Consider the following 19112-nt stretch of genomic DNA (forward strand, 5'->3'; position numbering starts at 1 on the left):
ATGAACACATAGGCTTTTGAAATGTACCCAAAAAACTTATGTGTTCATTTTGTCAGGGTCTATTTATGTAATTATTTATTATTTCTCGTTTTTCGCTTTTGCTTTCTTTTCCGCTGCACGTTCTTCGGCTTTTTCTTTAAATTCTTCTGCTGCAGTCAAAATTTTGCCTTTTGTCTGTTCGATGGCTTCATTTGCCGCCGTTTTATATGTCACTGCAGTTTCTTTCGCTTTTCCTTTTATTTCTTCTACCTTTACTTGAACTTGTCCTGCTTTTTCTTTCATATCTTCTTTAAGTTTGTCTGTTTTTTCTTTTACTTTTTCCATATGTATTTTTGCTTGCAGTTTAAGTTCTTCGGATTTTTGTTTTGCTTGCAATGATTTTATTTCTGATTTATGAAGAAGAATTTCTTTTTTCTTTTGCAGCTCTTCCATTTGTTTTTTTGCTTTTACTTTCATTTCTTCCGCACATTTTTTTGCTTCTTTGTGAAATTCTTTAGAACGTATTTCTACTTGTTCTCTGAATTCAATTATCGCTTTTTGTGCTGTTTCTTGTGCTACTTCACTTGCGCCGAGTACCGTATATTTTGCGTCTTCGATTTGTTCTTCTGTTACACCGGTCTTTTTAAGTACGTTGATTAATTTATCTCCCAATATTTCTACCGTTTCGGATAATTGGTCTGCCATTTTATTTACTGCTTCGTGTGCTTTTTCTTGGTATGCATCTTCCAATTTTTCCAATTCGTTTGTGAAGTCTTCTTTTTCATTTCCTAAAGGTTGATTTTTAGATTCATTGTTTTTCAATTCTTCCATCTTCTCATCTCCTTGAATTTTTTCGGTTTCAAAAATTTCACGATAGGGTTTTGTGTCGTCAGGCATACCGTCTTTTATCCATTTTTGTGCCGCTCTTCCTATTCCGTATGTTACGGATATCGCTATCGGACCTTGTATTATACTTACGGGTATAAGTGTAGATGCCAAGTTTCCTATTACTGTTGCTCCAAGCGATCCTAAAAATGACAGTACGGCTTTTTTTGAAAGATTTATTCCGTATATATCACCTATGCGTGTAATCATATATACTTCATTTGCGATGAGTGCCGCCGTTCCCAAAAACGGTGTCAAAACTATAACTCCGGCTCTTGCCGCTCCCCACTGAATAAGTTTTGCAGCTTGTTCATCTCTATTGTCAATCACATTAACTTCGACTTCAGCTTCATTTTGTACCACTTCGTTCGTTGTTTCCGAATTGCATTTATTTTCAAGTTCTTCATTTTTTATTTCTTCATTATTCATGACGTACCTCCTGTTCAATTAAATAAAAAGTTTTCTTTATTTTCATTATACACGAATTTGAATATAAGTATACTGATAATAAATTTTTATTTATAATTGATTTTTCAATTCACCGTTTATTATAATTCCGATTTTTACCAGTCTGTAAGTCCTCCGTCTACCGATAAAATTGTACCGGTAATGAATGATGCTTTTTCCGATAAGAGAAATGCCGCCGCATTTGCTACGTCTTCCGCTTTTCCTATACGCATGAGAGGATATTGCCTGCTCAGAATTTTTTTGTTTTCTCCGCTTTTTAAAAGCTGTTTCTCCAATAAGGGTGTATCTATGTCTGCCGGGCAAATTACATTTACTCTGATTTTGTATACTGACAATTCAAGTGCAAGTGATTTCGAAAATGCCGTTACGGCTCCTTTTGTCGCACCGTATAAAGAACATTGAGTATTTCCTTGCAATGCCGCATCCGATGCAATCGTGACTATACTTCCTCCGTTTTTTTTCATATATGGAATTATTTCTCTCAGTATGTACATCGTTCCGAATACATTTGTTTCGAAAAAAATTTTTATTTGTTCGTCCGTTGTATTTTCAAGTAATGATTCACCGTAAATTCCGGCCGAGGTCACTACTGCTCTTATTTCTCCGAATTTTGCCGCCTTTTCAATAGCATTTTTGCATGATACAGGATTTCTTACGTCACAAGGAATAAATACGCTTCCGGATATTTCGAATTCCGCCGATTTTCCTTTTACTTCATCTCTTGCAAGTAATATCGGCATATATCCCTCTTCTGCAAGCGTTTTAGCTGTTTGAAGACCTATTCCGGAGGTACCTCCGGTAATAATTGCTGTTTTTTTCATTAAATTCTCCTGTTCATAAAAAAAGACGTCTTGTTAAACAATACGGCTTTTTTTTACAAATTATTTATATTCTTTCATTGCTTTTGCAATTCTTTTTATACCTTCAATTATAAGTTCATCGTCATTGTATGAAAAATTGAGGCGGAAAAAATTATTTTTTGCAGATGCAGGAAAGAATGCGTCGCCCGGTACAAATGCAACTTCATTTTCAATGCAAACTTCAAATAACTTACGTGCATTCATGTGTTCGGGAAGTTCTACCCAAAGGAACAATCCTCCGTGAGGACATTGACATTTCACGTCACTCGGGAAATATTTTTGTATTGCTTCCCACATTACATTTCTACGATGTTCATACAACTTGCAATTTTCACGTATATGTCCTTCGAAATCATATTCGTTCATGTACATTGCCACTTCTCGTTGTCCTACGCAAGATGTACATAAATCTGTACTTTCTTTTATTTCGTCAAATTTTTTCATTATGGTTTCGCTTGCTAAAATCCAAGCTATACGCATTCCCGGTGCCAAAACTTTTGAGAATGTTCCCGAATAAATTACCAAGTCTTCAGTGTCGAAAGCTTTGAGCGGCGGTATTTCTTCTCCTTCAAATCTCAAATCTCCATACGGGTTGTCTTCAAATACCGGTATTTGATATTTATTTACAACTTCCATAAATGCTTTTCTACGTTCTAATGACCATGTAATTCCTGTAGGATTTTGATAGTTCGGAATTACATAGATAAATTTTGCATTTTCGGTTTTTGCAAGAATTTTATCCAATTCGGACGGTATCATACCTTCATGATCTGTCGGAACTTCTACAAATTTCGGTTGTTCAAACGCAAATGCTCCCAATGCTCCCAAGTATGAAGGACTTTCTACCAATACAACATCGTCTTTATCGATAAATGCACGTCCTGTTATATCTAAGCCTTGTTGAGATCCGCTTGTAATCATAATACTCTTGGCATCCACAGTTTTCATTCCGTGATTTTTATACAAAGAATTCATTCTGTCGGCAATCGCCTGTCTGAGTCCCATATATCCACGTGCCGGTCCGTATTGCATAGCATTACTTCCGTCTTTTTCTCTGACTTTTATGGCAATTTCGGTTAATTCTTTTATTGGAAAAGTTGCCGGTGCAGGTAATCCGCCTGCGAAGGAAATAATATTAGGCTGTGCTGTCAATGCCAACAAACATCCTAAATCCGATTGTTTTTTATTTTCTAAAACTTTTGAAAAACGTATAGCCATAATATCCTCCTTGTACCTTCCTACCTTATGGCTTTTTAGTATAAATGCCAAGCCATATTATATTACTAAATTTTAAAAATTATATGTCTAAAAAAAATATGTGTCAATACCTTTATTGTTAAATTTTAAATATATAATTATTCGACCTTTTTAAAATTTCTCCCGCTTTCTCTATATCTTTTTTAATTTGCAGTATTAAATCTTGATATTTTTCAAACTTTATTTCGTCACGAACTTTTTCAATCCATTCCAATTTGACGATTTGTCCGTATATTTCTTCATCGAAATCTAAAATGAATGTTTCTATTGTACGTTCTTTGTCGTTGAATGTAGGATTGGTTCCTATATTTGTGATTGAAGGATGTTTATTACCTTTTACTTCTATATAGGTTGCATAAACTCCATCGGAGGGCAACATACGCTCAAAGCCATATTCCAAATTTGCAGTGGGAATTCCAAGCAGTTCACTTCCCCTTTTAAATCCATGTACAATTTTATCTGTAATAAAGTACGGTCTTCCTAAAAATTTCATAGCTTCACGCATATTTCCGTCAGCTATAAATTTTCTTATATTTGTACTTGAAATCACTGTATTATCGGTCAGTGTATTTTTTATCAAATTTATTTTTTTTACTTCAACCTCATTTTTGAAAAATTTTTTCATGGTTTCGGCATTTCCCGAACCTTTATAGCCGAATGTAAAATTTTCTCCTACTATGATGCCTTTCAAGTTTGAAAATTTTTTCAGCTTATTTAAAAACTCTTCGTGACTTTGATGCAAAAATTCTATATCGGGTTTTATTTCTATAATTATATCCAAATTGTATTTCTTTAAAATTTCATATTTTTCAGTTTGCGTTAAAATTAATTTTACCGGATTTTCAGGAAATATAACTGACAAGGGATGAGGATAAAAAGTTATAATTCCTGATTTTGCGGATTTTTTTGCTGCAAGCTTTTTTGTCTGATTTAAAATTTCTTGATGTCCTTTATGTATTCCGTCAAAAAAACCTATTGCGAAAACAATCGGTTCTTTTATATTCATTTCTTCTAAAGAATGTATAATTTTCATTTCATACCTCTTGCAAAACTTTTCTCGGATGAAGTACTCCTTTTTTCATTTCCGCTATTCCTAAAAGGGTTCCTTCTTCACCGTATACTGCAATAATTTCGCAATCATTCATTTTTTGTAAAATTCTTTTACCTTGCAAAAATCCTTTTCCATTGCTTTCGTCAAGTTTTATTCTCGGCAAATGTGAAACGAAATCGCCTAATTCTTTTTGAACGCAATCGTAAGGATTTTCATTTATTTCTTCCAATGTTACTGCATTTTCTATATCAAAAGGTCCCATTTTTGTTCTTAAAAGAAATGACATCGTTAAAGGACATTTTACAGATTTACCCAAATCTCTTCCCAATGCACGTATGTATGTACCTGCGGAACAGGTTACAGATATTCTTATGTATGGATATTCTATGGATCTTATTTCCAATTTTTCTATATTTACTTCTCTTGCCGGTATGTTTACTTTTTGTCCTTTTCTTGCTGTTTTGTATGCACGTTCTCCGTTGATTTGAATTGCAGAGTATTGTGACGGTACTTGCATTATTTTGCCTTTGAATCTGTTTAATGCCGAGTACCACGCTTCATCTGAAGGTTTTTCGTTTGAGGTGGAAATAACTTTTCCTGTCATATCTTCCGTATCTGTTTCTATATTCATTATAAATTCCGCTTCATATGTTTTTTTGTCAATTGAAGCGTATTCTATAATTCTTGTTGCCTTGCCTAAAAATACCGGAAGAACTCCTGCCGCCATAGGGTCCAGTGTTCCTCCGTGTCCTATTTTCTTTTGTCCGTATATTTTTCGCAATTTCGCTATTACATCAAACGATGTCATTCCGGAGGGTTTCAAAACATTTATTATTCCGTCCATTACAAGTATTTCTCCGCAATTTTTATAATTTCTTTTTCCGCTTCATTCATAGATTTTGAAATTGTACATCCGGAAGCTCTTGCATGTCCTCCGCCTCCGAATTTCGCCGCTATTTCGGATACGTCTGCATATTGAACCGAGCGTAGTGATATTCGTGTTGTATTTTCGTCTTGATATTTCAGAAGAATTGCAATTTCAGTACCTTTTAAACATCTTGGTATGTCTACATATCTGTCTGAGTTTTCTCCATCAAGTTCCATAGCGTTTTTATCCATTTTTGCGGTAACAAGTTTACCGCCGCATAATGTTCTTATGCTGTTTGCCACAAGTGTATAGCATTGCATATATTCTTTACTTTTTGAATCTAAATGTCTTGATATATATGCAGGTTCAGCTCCCATTTCAACCAATTTGCTTGCCATAAGTAATGTGTGCGCAGATGTACAACTGAATTTAAAAAATCCGCTGTCTGTACAAAGTGCCATATACAACGCATTACATGTGTCTTTATCCATTTTTATATTTTCATCAAAAAACATTTCCGCAAGCAATTGCGCCGCTGCCGCATAATCAGGTTCCAAGTATAAATAATCGGTGTATCCTTCATTCGTTTTATGATGATCTATACAAAGACTGGGTACATCCGGAAAATCGAAATCTCCGGCTCTTTTTAAATTTGCCAAATCGGTAAATACCATAGCATCGTATTTTTTATTTTTCGGTATTTCATTTTTTATCAGTTTGGCTGTTTCTATACATAAAAATACTTCAGGAACCGGATCTCCCAGTAGCATGTCAGCATCTTTCCCCATAGATTTAAGTACATTATGCAATGCGCACATTGATCCTACATCGTCTCCGTCGGGCCGTATATGTCCTACAAGCAGAAAACTGTTGTGCTTTTTCAAAAAATTCATTGCTTCTTTTTTATTTATTCTTTGTGCATGATTTATCGCCAAACTCATTTTTTGTCATCCTCATGAATTTTATTCAAAAGTTTTTCAATTTTCATTCCATATTCCAATGATTTATCTTCTTCAAATGAAATTTCGGGAGAATAAAAAATATTTAAACTTTTTCCGACTTCTTTTCTTATAAATCCTTTTGCTTTGTTCAATACGTTCAATGAATCTTTCTTTTCTTTTTCACTGCCGAACAAGCTTACATAAACTGTAGCTTCTCTTAAATCTCCGGTTACTTTAACGTCTGTAACCGTTGTAAATCCTAAACGAGGATCTTTAATTCCGTTCAGGAGCAGTTTTCCTACTTCTTGTTTTATGAATTCTTGTATCTTTCGTACTCTTAATTCTGCCATTTTTTACCTCTCATCAATAAATAAAGCGTGATTGAAAGCATATGTCATGCATTCATATCACGCCTCACTTTCTTTTTATTCTTCAGATTCCAATGTTCCTGCGGTTTCTTCTATTTCAAAGGCTTCCAATATATCTCCTTCTTTTACATCTCTATAGCTTTCTATCGCTACACCGCATTCCATTCCGAATTTTACTTCTTTTACATCGTCTTTGAATCTGCGAAGTGAACTTATTTTACCTTCATGTACAACAATTCCGTCACGTACTATACGTAATTGACAACGTGCTACAAGTTTTCCTGTTGAAACGTAGCATCCTGCAACTACTACTTTAGGTGTATGAATTACTTGACGAACTTCGGCTTCTCCCAATTCTATTTCTTTGAGTTTCGGTGAAAGCATACCTGTCATTGCCGCCTTGATGTCATCTATTGCATCATAGATTACTCTATACATTCTCATATCGACTTTTTCTCTTTCGGCAGCTATCTTTGCGTTTGCATCCGGACGAACGTTAAAGCCCAAGATAAGTGCATCAGATGCCGAAGCAAGTACTACGTCGGATTCATTGATTCCGCCTACTGCGGAGTGAACTATTACAACTCTTACTTCGTCACTCTTTATGGCTTCCAATGATTGTACAAGTGCTTCTACTGAGCCTTGTACGTCCGCCTTGATAATAATATTCAAATCTTTCATTTCGCCTTCTTTGATTTTTTCGAATATATTATCCAATGTAATCTTCTGTTTTCTGCTTTGTTCTTCTTCTTTTGCATGTGCTGCACGTGCTTCCGCAATAAGTCTTGCTTGTCTTTCATCCATTACATAGAAGTGGTCTCCACCTTCAGGTACGCTGTCCATACCGAGAATTTCTACCGGCATTGACGGTCCTGCAGATTTCATTTTTCTTCCATGTTCATTTGTCATCGCTCTTACACGGCCCCAACATTTACCTGCCAAAACACCGTTTCCTACATGAAGTGTTCCGTTTTGTACCAAAACGCTCATTACCGGACCTCTACCTTTATCCAGTTTGGCTTCTACAACGATACCGTATGCTTCTCTGTCGGGATTTGCTTTCAATTCTTGAATTTCCGCAACCAAAAGTATGTTTTCAAGTAAATCTTCCAACCCTATTTTTTTCTTTGCGGAAATAGGAACCATAATCACGTCACCGCCCCATTCTTCCGAAATAAGTCCGTGGTGTGATAATTCTTCTTTTATCTTGTCGATATTGGCTCCGGGTTTATCTATTTTATTTATTGCCACCATAATCGGTACTTTTGCATTTTTTGCGTGATTTATGGCTTCAATAGTTTGAGGCATTACTCCGTCATCTGCAGCTACGATTAAAACTGCAATATCCGTAAGTTGCGCACCTCTTGATCTCATTGCGGTGAATGCTTCATGTCCCGGTGTATCCAAAAATGTAATTTTATTATTTTTGTACTTGATTTGGTAAGCACCTATAGCTTGAGTAATTCCGCCCGCTTCATGTGATGCCACATTGGTTGAACGAAGTGCGTCAAGTAATGTGGTTTTACCATGATCTACATGTCCCATTATTGTTACTACCGGCGGTCTTACTACCAAGTCTCTGGGGTCATCTGCTTCCGGTTCGTACTTTGTCGGATCCGCTATAACGTCCGGTTCCAATAATTTTACGCCGAATTCATCTGCAAGAATTTCTATTGTGTCCTGATCGAGATTTTGATTGATTGTCGCCATAACGCCAAGCATCATCAAACGCTTGATTACTTCACTTACTTCTCGACAGAATAATTCCGCCAATTCTTTAACCGTAACGCTCAAAGGCATTTTTACTTCCGTAGGATATACGACGGGCTTTTTCTCTTGTGCATGTTTTTTCTTTTTGCTTTGTTTCAAAGAACGTGCCATCAATGAACCGCCTTCACGTTCTCTTCTGCTGCGTTCGTAATCTTTACGAGTTTTTTTACGAGATGCGTTTCTTTCTCGTTTTTGCTGCGGTTGTACAAAATCTTCTGCAGGAATATCGGTAAATGAAAGTTCTTTTCTGGATTTTTTCACTTTATTGTTTCCTGATTTTCGATAGTCCGAAGAATTTTCATTTCTGTTCATTCGACTCTTTTCGTGACCTCCGTTTTTATAATTTGAGTTCTTATCAAAACGTGTATGTTTACGTTCATAGCCGGATTCTTTTTTATCAATGATTTTGTTCACTTGTTTATGCTCGCCATATTCCTTCTTTTGAGATTTTACATTCTTTTCATGTAATTTTGTCGTTTTATTGCCTTTCGTACCGTCATTTGATGTTTTCTTTACTTCATTTGTTTCTTTTTTTATTTCTTCTTTTTTTATTTCTTTTTCTTCTTTAACTTCTTCAGTAGAGTAGGAAGAGTATGCATTAGGAGCATTATGTTTCTTTACTCTGTCTGTAGGTCTGCCTTTTTTATCAAATCTTACTGTACGAAAAACCGGTTTTTTAGACGGTTTTTTCTTGCTTGAAGCTTTTTCAACGATTTTCTTGGCATTTTCGTCTACGCTGCTCAAGTTTCCTTTTACTTCTATTTTATTTTTCTTCAGAATATTCATTACCTCTTCATTCGTTTTACCATACATCTTAGCCAATTCATAAATTCTGTATTTCTGCATAAAGAGCCTCCCATTTCACCATTACAGGTCATTCAGTTTTTTTCGGAGTGCTTCTGCAAATCCTTTATCCATAATCAAGACCGCAGTTCGTATACTCTTTCCCAAAGCATTTCCCATTTGCTCTTTTTCACCGAAAATAATATAACTTACTCCGGCTTTATTTGCCGAATTGATATATTCGTTTTTCGTATTCATAGAACTGTCTTCAGTAATTATAAGCAATTCGCCTTTGCCTCTTTTTAATTTATCTGCAATCTGTTCATTACCGGACATCAAACATCCCGCTTTCATGCACAGTCCGATAAATTGATAAATTTTTTTATTCATTACTTACTTGTTCCTTAAGTTTTTCATATACTTCCGGAGATACCGGTCTTTTCAAAGAACGTTCCAAACCATGCGATTCGAACGCTTTTTCAAAACACTGTATATTTCCGCAAATATATACACCTCTACCTGACATTTTCCCTGTTTTATCCAAATCAATCAAACCTGTAGGAAGTGCTACTATACGTAACAATTCTTTTTTCATCTTAAGATTACCACAACCTACACACATACGCATAGGGATTTTTTTTGTTTTCATTATTCTCCCTCCGGTTTTTCGTATGCTTCTTCAAAATCTTCCAACACACTTCCTTCTTCTTGTCCGAATCCGTCTTCTGCAGCTTGTGATTCACTCTTTATATCAATCTTCCAGTTTGTCAATTTAGCTGCCAATCTTGCATTTTGTCCCGCTTTACCTATTGCCAAAGACAATTGATAGTCCGGAACCACTACGTAGGACGAATTTTCTTCTTCCCATATAGATACCGAAATTACTTTTGAAGGAGACAGTGCATTTGCGATATAAACCGCCGGATCTTCATCCCAACGAACTATATCTATTTTTTCATCGTGCAATTCATTTACTATATTTCTTACACGTTGTCCTTCCGGACCTACACATGCACCTATCGGGTCCAAAGTCGGATCCATTGTGTATACTGCGATTTTTGAGCGTGAACCCGCTTCACGTACTACCGCTTTTATTTCAATTACGCCGCTGTAAATTTCAGGTACTTCGACTTCAAATAAACGTTTCAACAATTCCGGCGATTTTCTTGAAAGGAAAATTTCCGGACCTTTTGTAGTTTTTCTTACTTCTGAAATATAGCACTTAATTTTATCGTTCGGTGCAAAATGTTCGCCTTCGATTTGTTCGGAAAAAGGAAGAATACCTTCAACACGTCCCAAATCTACATATACCGTTCTGTCGTCACTCCATTTTACAGTTCCTGTTATAATATCTCCTTCACGTCCGGAGAATTCATCGTAAATGGAACCACGTTCGGCTTCACGCAATTTCTGTATCATTACTTGCTTTGCAGTTTGTACAGCTACTCTTCCGAAGTTTTCCGGAGTAACTTCAATACGGAAAAGATCTCCGGCTTCCAAATTTTCATCATATTTCTTTGCTTCCGCAACGGTGACTTCATTTATAGCGTTCTCCGATAACGGATCGATTTCTTCAACAACCGTTTTTTCGGCATAAATATGATATTCACCGGTTTCACGATTGAAAGTTACCGAGCTTTTTGCGTTGCTTCCGGTTTCTTTTTTATAAGCTGTGAGCAATACCATTTCAAGTGCATTGAAAACAATTTCTTCATCGACCTTTTTTACTTTAACTAAAGCCTTTACGGCATCCAACAAATTTGTATTCACGATTCTTTACGCCTCCATCAAAATTCAAAATATAATCTCATCTGAGAAATCTTTTTCTTTGATAAAAAAATTTCTCTTCCGTCATCTAATATCAAAGATATTTCATCATTTACCAAGCCGTTCAAAATTGCTGCAAATTCTTTGTCCAAATTTAATTCTTCAACAGGCGCAAACAATTTTACACTGACTTTGCTGTCTTTATAACGAATAAAATCTTTGTCTTTTTTCAAAACACGATCAATTCCGGGTGAGGAAACTTCCAACATGTAATTGTCCGAAATTAAATCGTTTTTATCAATTAATTCTCCTGCCGAAACGCTTATTTCTTGACAATCGTTCAAATCTACTCCGCCGTCTTTGTCGATAAAAATGCGTAAAATCCAATTTCTTTCACGAACATATTCCACATCGACAACTTCAATGCCCTTTTTTTCCAATACCGGTTGTATAAGTGCTTCTACTGCAGATTCGATTTCCTTATGTGACATAATTTACACCTCTTAAACTTCTCAGGTACATTCCCTCAATACAAGAAAAAGTGAGCCGCAGCTCACTTCCACCAGGAAATATATATTAACATCGTTATTATAGCAGAAAAATTTAACTAAGTCCAATTTTTTTATTTATTAACGTCATTTGAATTTTCCAATAACTTGTATAATGCTTTTTTATTGATTTTTCCGGTTGAATTCAATGGAATTTCAGATAAAAAAATATAACGTGAAGGTCTTTCCCATGAATGAAATTCGGCATTTACAACTTTTTTCATCAACGTATTATTGAATGTGTCCGACTTGACAATAAATGCTGCTATTTTATTTTTTCCGTTTTCGGTTTGAAACGGAATTATACATACATTTTCCACGCCTTTTATATTTTTAAAAATTTGTTTTATGCGTTGTGCATGTACGGCATTTCCTTTAACCGAGAATACATCTTTCTTTCTTCCGCAAAAAAACAATTCTCCTTTTTCATTCATAAATCCTCTATCTCCGCAGCTGTACGGTTTTGTAAGTCCCAATGCCGTAAACGGACTTTCTATAAAAATTTCTCCGTTACAAACTGATACATTTACTTCCGGAAAAGGTTTACCTATGCAATTGAACGATTTTTTCACTTCCGGATTTCGCAAATAACTTACATAGCTCAATTCTGCCGAGCCGTAGTACAAAATAATTTCCGCATTCGGAAATTGTGTTTTAAGGCATTGCATTTCTTTTTCGGATATCAATTCCGATCCTGACAATATGGACTTCACACAGGTGCAGACAATTTTGTTTTTTGTCAATATTGCCAATTTTGAAGGAATCATATAGATATGGTCACAGGAAAATTCCGAGATTTCTTTTTTCCACACGGATGGAGACATTTTTGATGTCCCTTTGACAAATGCCCCTTTGTATAAAAAAGCCAATATCATATTCAAATTACCGGAAAATGCCGACGATCCGTGAAAATAAAGTGATGAGTCGGAATTGATTTTGAAAATGCGATTTTGTATGTCGAAAAAATCTGTCCAACTTGAGCATGTTCTATATATAAGTTTCGGATTGCCTTCACTTCCTGAGCTCAATACTGCAAATTTTCTTTCTGGAATATTTTCACATATTTTTTGTGTTTCAGATATTTCTTGTTTTGCAAAATGTGTTTTTATAATTTTACCGTTTGAAAACAAATAAGGAATTTTATATGTATTCAATAAATTATTTATTTCATTTTTGTTTAAGTAGTCATGAAGCAAAAGAGGAATTCCTTTTGCATTTTCCACCGCCAAAAATACAACGAGTTGCTCAATAACGGATGTTGTATAAATCGCAACTGTTTTGTCTTTTATATTACAATTGAATATTTTTTCCGTTTTTTTATTTCATTTGCCAATTCCTCATATGTATAAAAATTTTCATCAATTGAAATTCCTTTTTTATTACTTTTTGTCTTTGCGTATAAAAATATCTGCTCTGAAAATGTATTCATTTTTTACCTTTATGATTAACGACAAGAATTGCTTGTCCTATTCCTCCTGCTGCAGGAATGGCGGCAATACCGTATTGTCCGTTTTCTTTTTTCAGTATTTCCTGCAAATGAAGCATTAAAATCGCTCCCGATGCTCCATATGGATGTCCGTATACCAATGCTCCACCCCATTTATTGAATCGTTTTTTCTCTTCGTTGTGTTCTTTTTGGAAATGAACTCGAATTATGGAGAAAGATTCATTGTATTCGAAGGCAAATATATCTTTGTATTTTAAATTACATTCATTCAATATATTTAAAGTCGCAAAGTCTGCCGCCAATGGAGGATATTCCGGATTTGTACCTTTCATCATCGTGCTTAGCAGTTCTATTTCACATTCTCTTTTATTTTGTTTCATCCAATTTTCCGATGCCAATATCACAAATGCGGCTCCGTCATTAATTGTACAACTGTTTGCCGAAGTCAATACACTTCCGTTTTGATTGAATATCAATGGCGCTCTTTCAAGTAATTTTTCAGTGAATTTACGTCTCATAACTTCATCTCTTGTGCTGGAGAAGAGTGGACAAATTATATTTCCAAGCAAATTTTTATCTCTTGCCTTGTATGCATTTTGATAACATTCCAATGCGGCCATGTCTGCTTCTTTTTTACTTATGTTCAACAATTTTGCTGTTTTTTCGGCACCTGAAAGCATTGCATCATCTTCATATTCCGACGGTGAGAATTGTGCTGCTGTAAATTTCGAATTTCTTAGTTTTGTACGCGGATCGTTTTCATTATATTCTCGATACGGTTGAAGAGAGGTGCTTTCTATACCTCCTGCAAATACCAGTTCACATTGCCCCGATGCAATTTTACTGTACGCTATATCAATCGCAGTCAGTCCGGATGCGCATTGCGTATCTACCGTAAAAGCAGGTACATTGTCTGATATACCTGCATTAAGCAATGTCAATCTTCCTATATTTCCGCCGGGTCCTATTGCATTTCCGCAAATCAACAAGTCCGGATTTTCTACAAAATATTTTCTTTTTATTTCTTTTATCAATGCGGCTCCCAATTTTTCAGGAAGAACGTTTTTAAATATACCGTTTCTTATTCCTATGTGAGTTCTCAATCCGCCTAATAAAAAAACTCGGTTTATCATTTATATCACGCTGCTCATTTACAATTAAAAGAACAGATTCTATAAGAATCTGTATCTTTTTTATTTCAATACTATTTTTCGATATTTTTTTATCAAAAACGATGCTATCAATATCTTGGCTGCATCTCCGGGTAAAAAAGGAATTACGCATACTGCCAAAGCACTTTGAATTCCTTTACCGGTTAATATAACAAACCATATAATTCCAAGTAAGTAGCAAGCTGCCGTTCCTATAATACCGCCGATACACAATTTCCCATAATGTTCACCGAACAGTTCCGCCGTAAGTCCCATAATCAATGCCATAAATATAAATCCTATAATAAATCCGCCGCTGGGTCCTACCAATGCTGCAAATCCTGAACGCATCATTGAAAATACGGGAATTCCTAAAACTCCAAGCAAAACGTATAGCAACATGCTCAAAGTTCCGTATTTTTTACCTAAAAATCCTCCGGCAAGCAATACTGCCAACGTTCCGAGTGTAATGGGTACGGGATTTATCGGTATTGCAAGTTGCGCAAACACTGCAGTAAGTGCAGCAAAAAGTGCAGCCGACACTTGTTGTCTTAATTTGTTTTTACTTTCCATATGGCACCTCGTTTTCAAGATGTTGTTATTATATATGTCTATTGTCAATTTGTCAACTAAACTATTTTGATTAAGTTGATATTTATATATGCACAAATATTTTTTTGATTTCTTCTTACATTTGCTGTTTTACGGGTTTTATCTTCAAATAAATTTTTTATTTTTTATTGTTTTATACAATTCAATTGTCAACTTGTATTTCAATTTCATTAATTGTATTTATTACGTTTTTATTTTCTTCATATTTTATATTTCAAATTCATTGTAAAAAGCGATCATTTGGAAATGACCGCTTTTACAAATTGCTTTTATTTATTTTTCGCTTCTTTTTCAATTCTTTCTATTGCTTCTTTTGCTGCACGTTGTGCCGCTTGTTTTTTGCTTTTGCCTATACCGCTTCCCAGGTATTTCCCGTCTGCGGTTACCGACATCCAAATTGTTTTATCATGATCCGGACCTTCATCATGTATTACGTTATAACAAATTTCTACATCACCGTTTTGTTGCAATATTTCTTGTAAATCGGTTTTGTAATCTTTGTCGTAGTCACCTTGCATTATCAAATCCAAGAATTTTTCAAGATGTTTTATTACAAAGTCAAATGTCACTTCGTATCCGATGTCTAAATATATTGCACCTATCAATGATTCAAAAGCATCTCCGAGTATGGATACTCGTGTTCTTCCGCCTGATTTTTCTTCTCCTTTTCCCAAGAGAAGATATTTCCCTACATTAAGCCTTGTGGAGATTTCCGCACATGCAGGTTTACATACCGCACTTGCTTTTGCTTTAGTAAGTTCACCTTCGCTCCACAAAGGATATTTACGAAACAGGTATTCTCCTACTATCAGATCAAGTACGGCATCTCCTAAAAATTCCAATCTTTCATTATCATGTTCTTTGTTTTTTTTATGTTCGTTTGCATATGATGTATGTGTCAATGCAATATTAAGCAATTCATGGTTTTCTATCGGAATTTCATTCTCTTTTATAAATTCTTCGAGTTCTTTTATTCTGTTTTTATGCATTTTTTCACACAATCATTCTTTATAACGTTTCATTACTATAACGGCATTATGTCCGCCGAATCCGAATGAATTGGACATTGCAACATCAACTTTCGTATCTCTCGGACCTTCTTTTACATAATCAAGATCGCAATCTTCTCCGCCGTTTTCAAAGTTCAACGTTTGATGAACTTTTTGATTTTCAATTGATAATGCGCATACAACGGCTTCTACCGCACCTGCAGCTCCCAATAAATGTCCAATCATGGATTTTGTTGAGTTTACCGGTATTTCATATGCGTGTTTACCTAAAAGTTTCTTTATTGCAAGTGTTTCATTTTTGTCGTTAAGAGATGTGGATGTTCCATGTGCGTTTATATAATCTACGTCTTCAGGTTTCAAATTTGCATCCGTCAATGCTTTTTCCATACAAAGTTTTTGCAAATCTCCTCCCGGTCTCGGAGCTGTAATATGATATGCATCTCCGTTTGCTCCGTATCCGGCAAGTTCCGCGTATATATATGCACCTCTTTTTTTTGCGTGTTCGAGTTCTTCCAATACCAGAACTCCGCTTCCTTCACCTAAAACAAACCCGTCTCTTCTTACGTCAAATGGACATGATGCTTCTTTAGGATCGCATTCTCTAGATGAAAGTGCTTTCATTGCGGCAAATCCTGCCATCGGCGATGAACATACTGCAGCTTCCGTTCCGCCTGCAAACATTACATCCGCATCACCCGATTGTATTATTCTCAATGCTGTTCCTATTGCATTTGTTCCCGATGCACATGCCGTTACATCTGTAAGTACCGGACCCTGCAATCCTAAACTTATGGATACATGTCCGGATGCCATATTTCCTATCATCATAGGAACTGCGAACGGATTTACCTTGGTAGGTCCTCTTTTGTCTATTCTACGTACCGTTTCTTCCAATGTGGCAATTCCGCCTATACCGGTTCCTATTACCACACCTGCACGATTAGAATTTTCTTTTTCCATGTCATATGATGCGTCTTTTGCTGCAAGTTTTGCCGCCGCTACTGCAAATTGTGCATAGCGATCCATATGTCTTGCTTGCTTTTTGTCCCCTATATATAAGGCAGCATCAAAATCTTTTACTTCTCCTGCTATTTTTACCGGAAATTCCGTTGCATCAAATTCTGTAATTTCGGTTATTCCCGATTTGCCTTTCAATAATTCTTCCCAAAATTTTTCTTTTCCTATACCTACCGGAGATACTACTCCAAGTCCTGTTATGACTACACGTCTTTTCATATTTTTAACAACCCCTTTTAGTATTTTCGATTAGAGACAAATTCTCAAAAAAAACCAGAGATATCTTTACCTTTTTTGAAAATTTGTCCGTATACATAGTAAACACCGGGAGGTTTCCCCCGGTGTCCCTATGATTTAAGACAATTACTGAATTTGTTTTTCAATGTAGTCTACTGCATCACGAACTGTCTTAATTTTTTCAGCTGCGTCATCCGGAATTTCAATATCGAATTCTTCTTCAAATGCCATAATCAATTCAACGATATCGAGAGAATCTGCTCCCAAATCATCAATGAAAGTAGCATCTATCTGCACGTCTGCTTCGTTTACACCGAGCTGTTCAACTACGATTTTCTTCACTCTGTCAAATGCGCTCATCACTTTCACCACCTTTCATTGCATCATTTTTAAATTATATTACATAACCATTCCGCCGTCTACCTGCAAAATTTGCCCTGTTATATAGGAAGCATCATCAGATGCAAGGAAACTTATTGCATTCGCAATTTCCTGTGCTTTTCCCATACGTCCGAGCGGAATGGAATTTAACATATTTTCTTTTATTTTTTCAGGAAGAATTTCCGTCATATCCGTTTCTACAAATCCCGGTGCTACAGCATTTACCCTTACACCTCTTGATGCAAATTCTTTCGCCATAGTCTTTGTCATACTGATTACTCCGCCTTTTGCCGCAGAATAATTTGCCTGACCTATATTCCCTACAATTCCGACTATGGATGCAACGTTTATAATTACTCCGCTTCTTTGTTTAAGCATAATTGAAGCTGCAGCTTTTGCAGTTAAAAATACACCTTTAAGGTTCGTTGTAATTACTTCGTCCCATTGTTTTTCTTTCATTCTTATAGTCAAACTGTCTCTTGTAATTCCTGCATTATTTACGAGTAAGTCAAGTCTGCCGAATTTTTCTTTTATTTCCGAAAAAATTCTGTCGACATCTTCGGATGAACCTACATTCCCTTGAATTGTAACGGAATGTCCACCTTCTTTTTCTATTTCGTTTTGTACTTTGTCTGCAGCTTCTTTATTGCCTGCATAGTTTATTACTACTGTATAACCTTTTTTTGCAAGTTCCAAGGCAGTTGCTCGTCCTATACCTCTGGATGCACCTGTTACCAATGCTACTTTTATTTGATTTTCCATTATTCACCGTCTTTCATTTTGACAATTACTTCATTTACGGTTTCTATATTTTCCGCATGACAGTTAAATACCGTTTTATCTATACGTCTCATAAAACCGGACAATACCGTTCCGGGACCGCATTCAACAAATTTTGTCACTCCGTTTTCAAGCATAAATCTTATAGAGTCTTCCCAACGTACGGGGTTAAATGTTTGATTTATAAGATTTTCCCTTATTTCTTCCGCACTGTTTTCAACATTTGCATTTACGTTCGCTACAATCGGTATAAATGAATCTTTTATTTCTATTTTATCCAAAACTTCTTTCAGTTTTAAGGCTGCAGGTTTCATTAATATCGAATGAAAAGGTCCGCTTACTTTGAGCATTAAAGCTCGTTTTGCGCCTTTTTCTTTAAATACTTTACAAGCTTTTTCCACAGATGATGTTACTCCTGCAATAACCACTTGTCCCGGACAATTATAGTTTACTGCTTGTAAAGGTTCTTCATCTGTAGATATAGTTTCACAAATTTCTTCTACAGTTTCAGCTTTCATACCTATGACGGCAGCCATAGCTCCTTGTCCCAAAGGTACTGCTTCTTGCATAAATTTACCTCTCAAATTTACCGTATGCACCGCATCGGCAAATGACATCGCATCGGCAGCTACCAATGCGGAATATTCACCCAAGCTATGTCCTGCAACTACACAGGGATCTACTCCGTTTTCAAAAAGAACTTTCCAACATGCCACACTTGCCGTCAAAATAGCCGGCTGAGTAAATTCCGTTTTCATCAAAGTTTCTTCAGGACCTTCAAACATAAGTTTTGAAATTGGAAATCCCAGTGTTTCATCCGCTTCTTTTACTATATTTTTTACCGAATCATATTTTTCATATAAATCACGAATCATTCCGACTTTTTGTGATCCTTGTCCGGGAAATAAAAATGCCGTTGTCAATTTTTCCAT

General features: G+C 35.7%; 20 protein-coding genes. All 20 read right to left on the minus strand.

What is annotated here, in order from left to right; genetic code table 11:
• Positions 1-78: 78 nt before the first annotated feature.
• A complete protein-coding gene (locus HMPREF9083_RS01605) occupies positions 79-1293 on the minus strand; it encodes a DUF697 domain-containing protein (RefSeq protein ID WP_035062563.1) in 1215 nt (404 codons plus the stop codon).
• A 134-nt stretch (positions 1294-1427) separates the two neighbouring features.
• The gene (locus tag HMPREF9083_RS01610) at positions 1428-2153 is read right to left on the minus strand and encodes an SDR family NAD(P)-dependent oxidoreductase (RefSeq protein WP_007555638.1); all 726 of its coding nucleotides are present in this window, start codon (positions 2151-2153) and stop codon (positions 1428-1430) included.
• A 60-nt stretch (positions 2154-2213) separates the two neighbouring features.
• Positions 2214-3410: an aminotransferase-like domain-containing protein gene (locus HMPREF9083_RS01615; RefSeq protein WP_035062565.1), complete on the minus strand. Its 1197-nt coding sequence runs from the start codon at positions 3408-3410 to the stop codon at positions 2214-2216.
• Positions 3411-3528: 118 nt separating this feature from the next.
• On the minus strand, positions 3529-4482 hold the full coding sequence (locus HMPREF9083_RS01620) for a bifunctional riboflavin kinase/FAD synthetase (protein WP_007555640.1): 954 nt from the start codon (positions 4480-4482) through the stop codon (positions 3529-3531).
• Between the two features lies 1 nt (position 4483).
• Entirely contained in the window at positions 4484-5344 is an 861-nt protein-coding gene (gene truB / locus HMPREF9083_RS01625) for a tRNA pseudouridine(55) synthase TruB (RefSeq protein WP_007555641.1), read from the minus strand.
• Positions 5344-6309, minus strand: coding sequence for a DHH family phosphoesterase (locus HMPREF9083_RS01630; protein WP_007555642.1), 966 nt, complete (start codon positions 6307-6309; stop codon positions 5344-5346). The genes truB and HMPREF9083_RS01630 overlap by 1 nt, the downstream gene beginning before the upstream one ends.
• Positions 6306-6659 (minus strand): 30S ribosome-binding factor RbfA, encoded by a 354-nt coding sequence (gene rbfA / locus HMPREF9083_RS01635; RefSeq protein ID WP_007555286.1) that lies wholly within the window; start codon positions 6657-6659, stop codon positions 6306-6308. Before rbfA ends, HMPREF9083_RS01630 begins: the two co-directional genes overlap by 4 nt.
• Before the next feature lie 75 nt (positions 6660-6734).
• On the minus strand, positions 6735-9293 hold the full coding sequence (infB, locus tag HMPREF9083_RS01640) for a translation initiation factor IF-2 (RefSeq protein ID WP_007555643.1): 2559 nt from the start codon (positions 9291-9293) through the stop codon (positions 6735-6737).
• A 21-nt stretch (positions 9294-9314) separates the two neighbouring features.
• The gene (locus HMPREF9083_RS01645) at positions 9315-9620 is read right to left on the minus strand and encodes a L7Ae/L30e/S12e/Gadd45 family ribosomal protein (protein ID WP_007555645.1); all 306 of its coding nucleotides are present in this window, start codon (positions 9618-9620) and stop codon (positions 9315-9317) included.
• A complete protein-coding gene (gene rnpM / locus HMPREF9083_RS01650) occupies positions 9613-9879 on the minus strand; it encodes an RNase P modulator RnpM (protein ID WP_007555240.1) in 267 nt (88 codons plus the stop codon). Before rnpM ends, HMPREF9083_RS01645 begins: the two co-directional genes overlap by 8 nt.
• The gene (gene nusA / locus HMPREF9083_RS01655) at positions 9879-11000 is read right to left on the minus strand and encodes a transcription termination factor NusA (RefSeq protein WP_007555646.1); all 1122 of its coding nucleotides are present in this window, start codon (positions 10998-11000) and stop codon (positions 9879-9881) included. Before nusA ends, rnpM begins: the two co-directional genes overlap by 1 nt.
• A gap of 17 nt (positions 11001-11017) precedes the next feature.
• Positions 11018-11488 carry a ribosome maturation factor RimP gene (locus HMPREF9083_RS01660; protein WP_007555647.1) on the minus strand — a complete coding sequence of 157 codons (471 nt, stop codon included), beginning with the start codon at positions 11486-11488 and terminating at the stop codon, positions 11018-11020.
• A gap of 131 nt (positions 11489-11619) precedes the next feature.
• Positions 11620-12849, minus strand: a complete 1230-nt coding sequence (locus HMPREF9083_RS01665) for an AMP-binding protein (protein WP_338084856.1) — start codon at positions 12847-12849, stop codon at positions 11620-11622.
• A gap of 121 nt (positions 12850-12970) precedes the next feature.
• Positions 12971-14125: a thiolase family protein gene (locus tag HMPREF9083_RS01675; RefSeq protein ID WP_007555650.1), complete on the minus strand. Its 1155-nt coding sequence runs from the start codon at positions 14123-14125 to the stop codon at positions 12971-12973.
• Positions 14126-14185: 60 nt separating this feature from the next.
• Entirely contained in the window at positions 14186-14716 is a 531-nt protein-coding gene (locus tag HMPREF9083_RS01680; protein ID WP_007555651.1) for a biotin transporter BioY, read from the minus strand.
• Between the two features lie 308 nt (positions 14717-15024).
• Positions 15025-15744 (minus strand): ribonuclease III, encoded by a 720-nt coding sequence (gene rnc, locus HMPREF9083_RS06385; RefSeq protein ID WP_007555652.1) that lies wholly within the window; start codon positions 15742-15744, stop codon positions 15025-15027.
• 12 nt (positions 15745-15756) lie between these two features.
• Entirely contained in the window at positions 15757-17001 is a 1245-nt protein-coding gene (fabF, locus tag HMPREF9083_RS06390) for a beta-ketoacyl-ACP synthase II (RefSeq protein WP_007555653.1), read from the minus strand.
• A gap of 144 nt (positions 17002-17145) precedes the next feature.
• Complete coding sequence (locus tag HMPREF9083_RS01695; RefSeq protein WP_007555299.1) at positions 17146-17379, minus strand: acyl carrier protein; 234 nt, start codon at positions 17377-17379, stop codon at positions 17146-17148.
• 39 nt (positions 17380-17418) lie between these two features.
• Positions 17419-18162: a 3-oxoacyl-[acyl-carrier-protein] reductase gene (gene fabG / locus HMPREF9083_RS01700; protein ID WP_007555654.1), complete on the minus strand. Its 744-nt coding sequence runs from the start codon at positions 18160-18162 to the stop codon at positions 17419-17421.
• Positions 18162-19112 carry an ACP S-malonyltransferase gene (gene fabD / locus HMPREF9083_RS01705; RefSeq protein WP_007555655.1) on the minus strand — a complete coding sequence of 317 codons (951 nt, stop codon included), beginning with the start codon at positions 19110-19112 and terminating at the stop codon, positions 18162-18164. Before fabD ends, fabG begins: the two co-directional genes overlap by 1 nt.

It is taken from the genome of Dialister micraerophilus DSM 19965 (genome assembly GCF_000194985.1).
GTDB lineage: Bacteria > Bacillota > Negativicutes > Veillonellales > Dialisteraceae > Dialister > Dialister micraerophilus.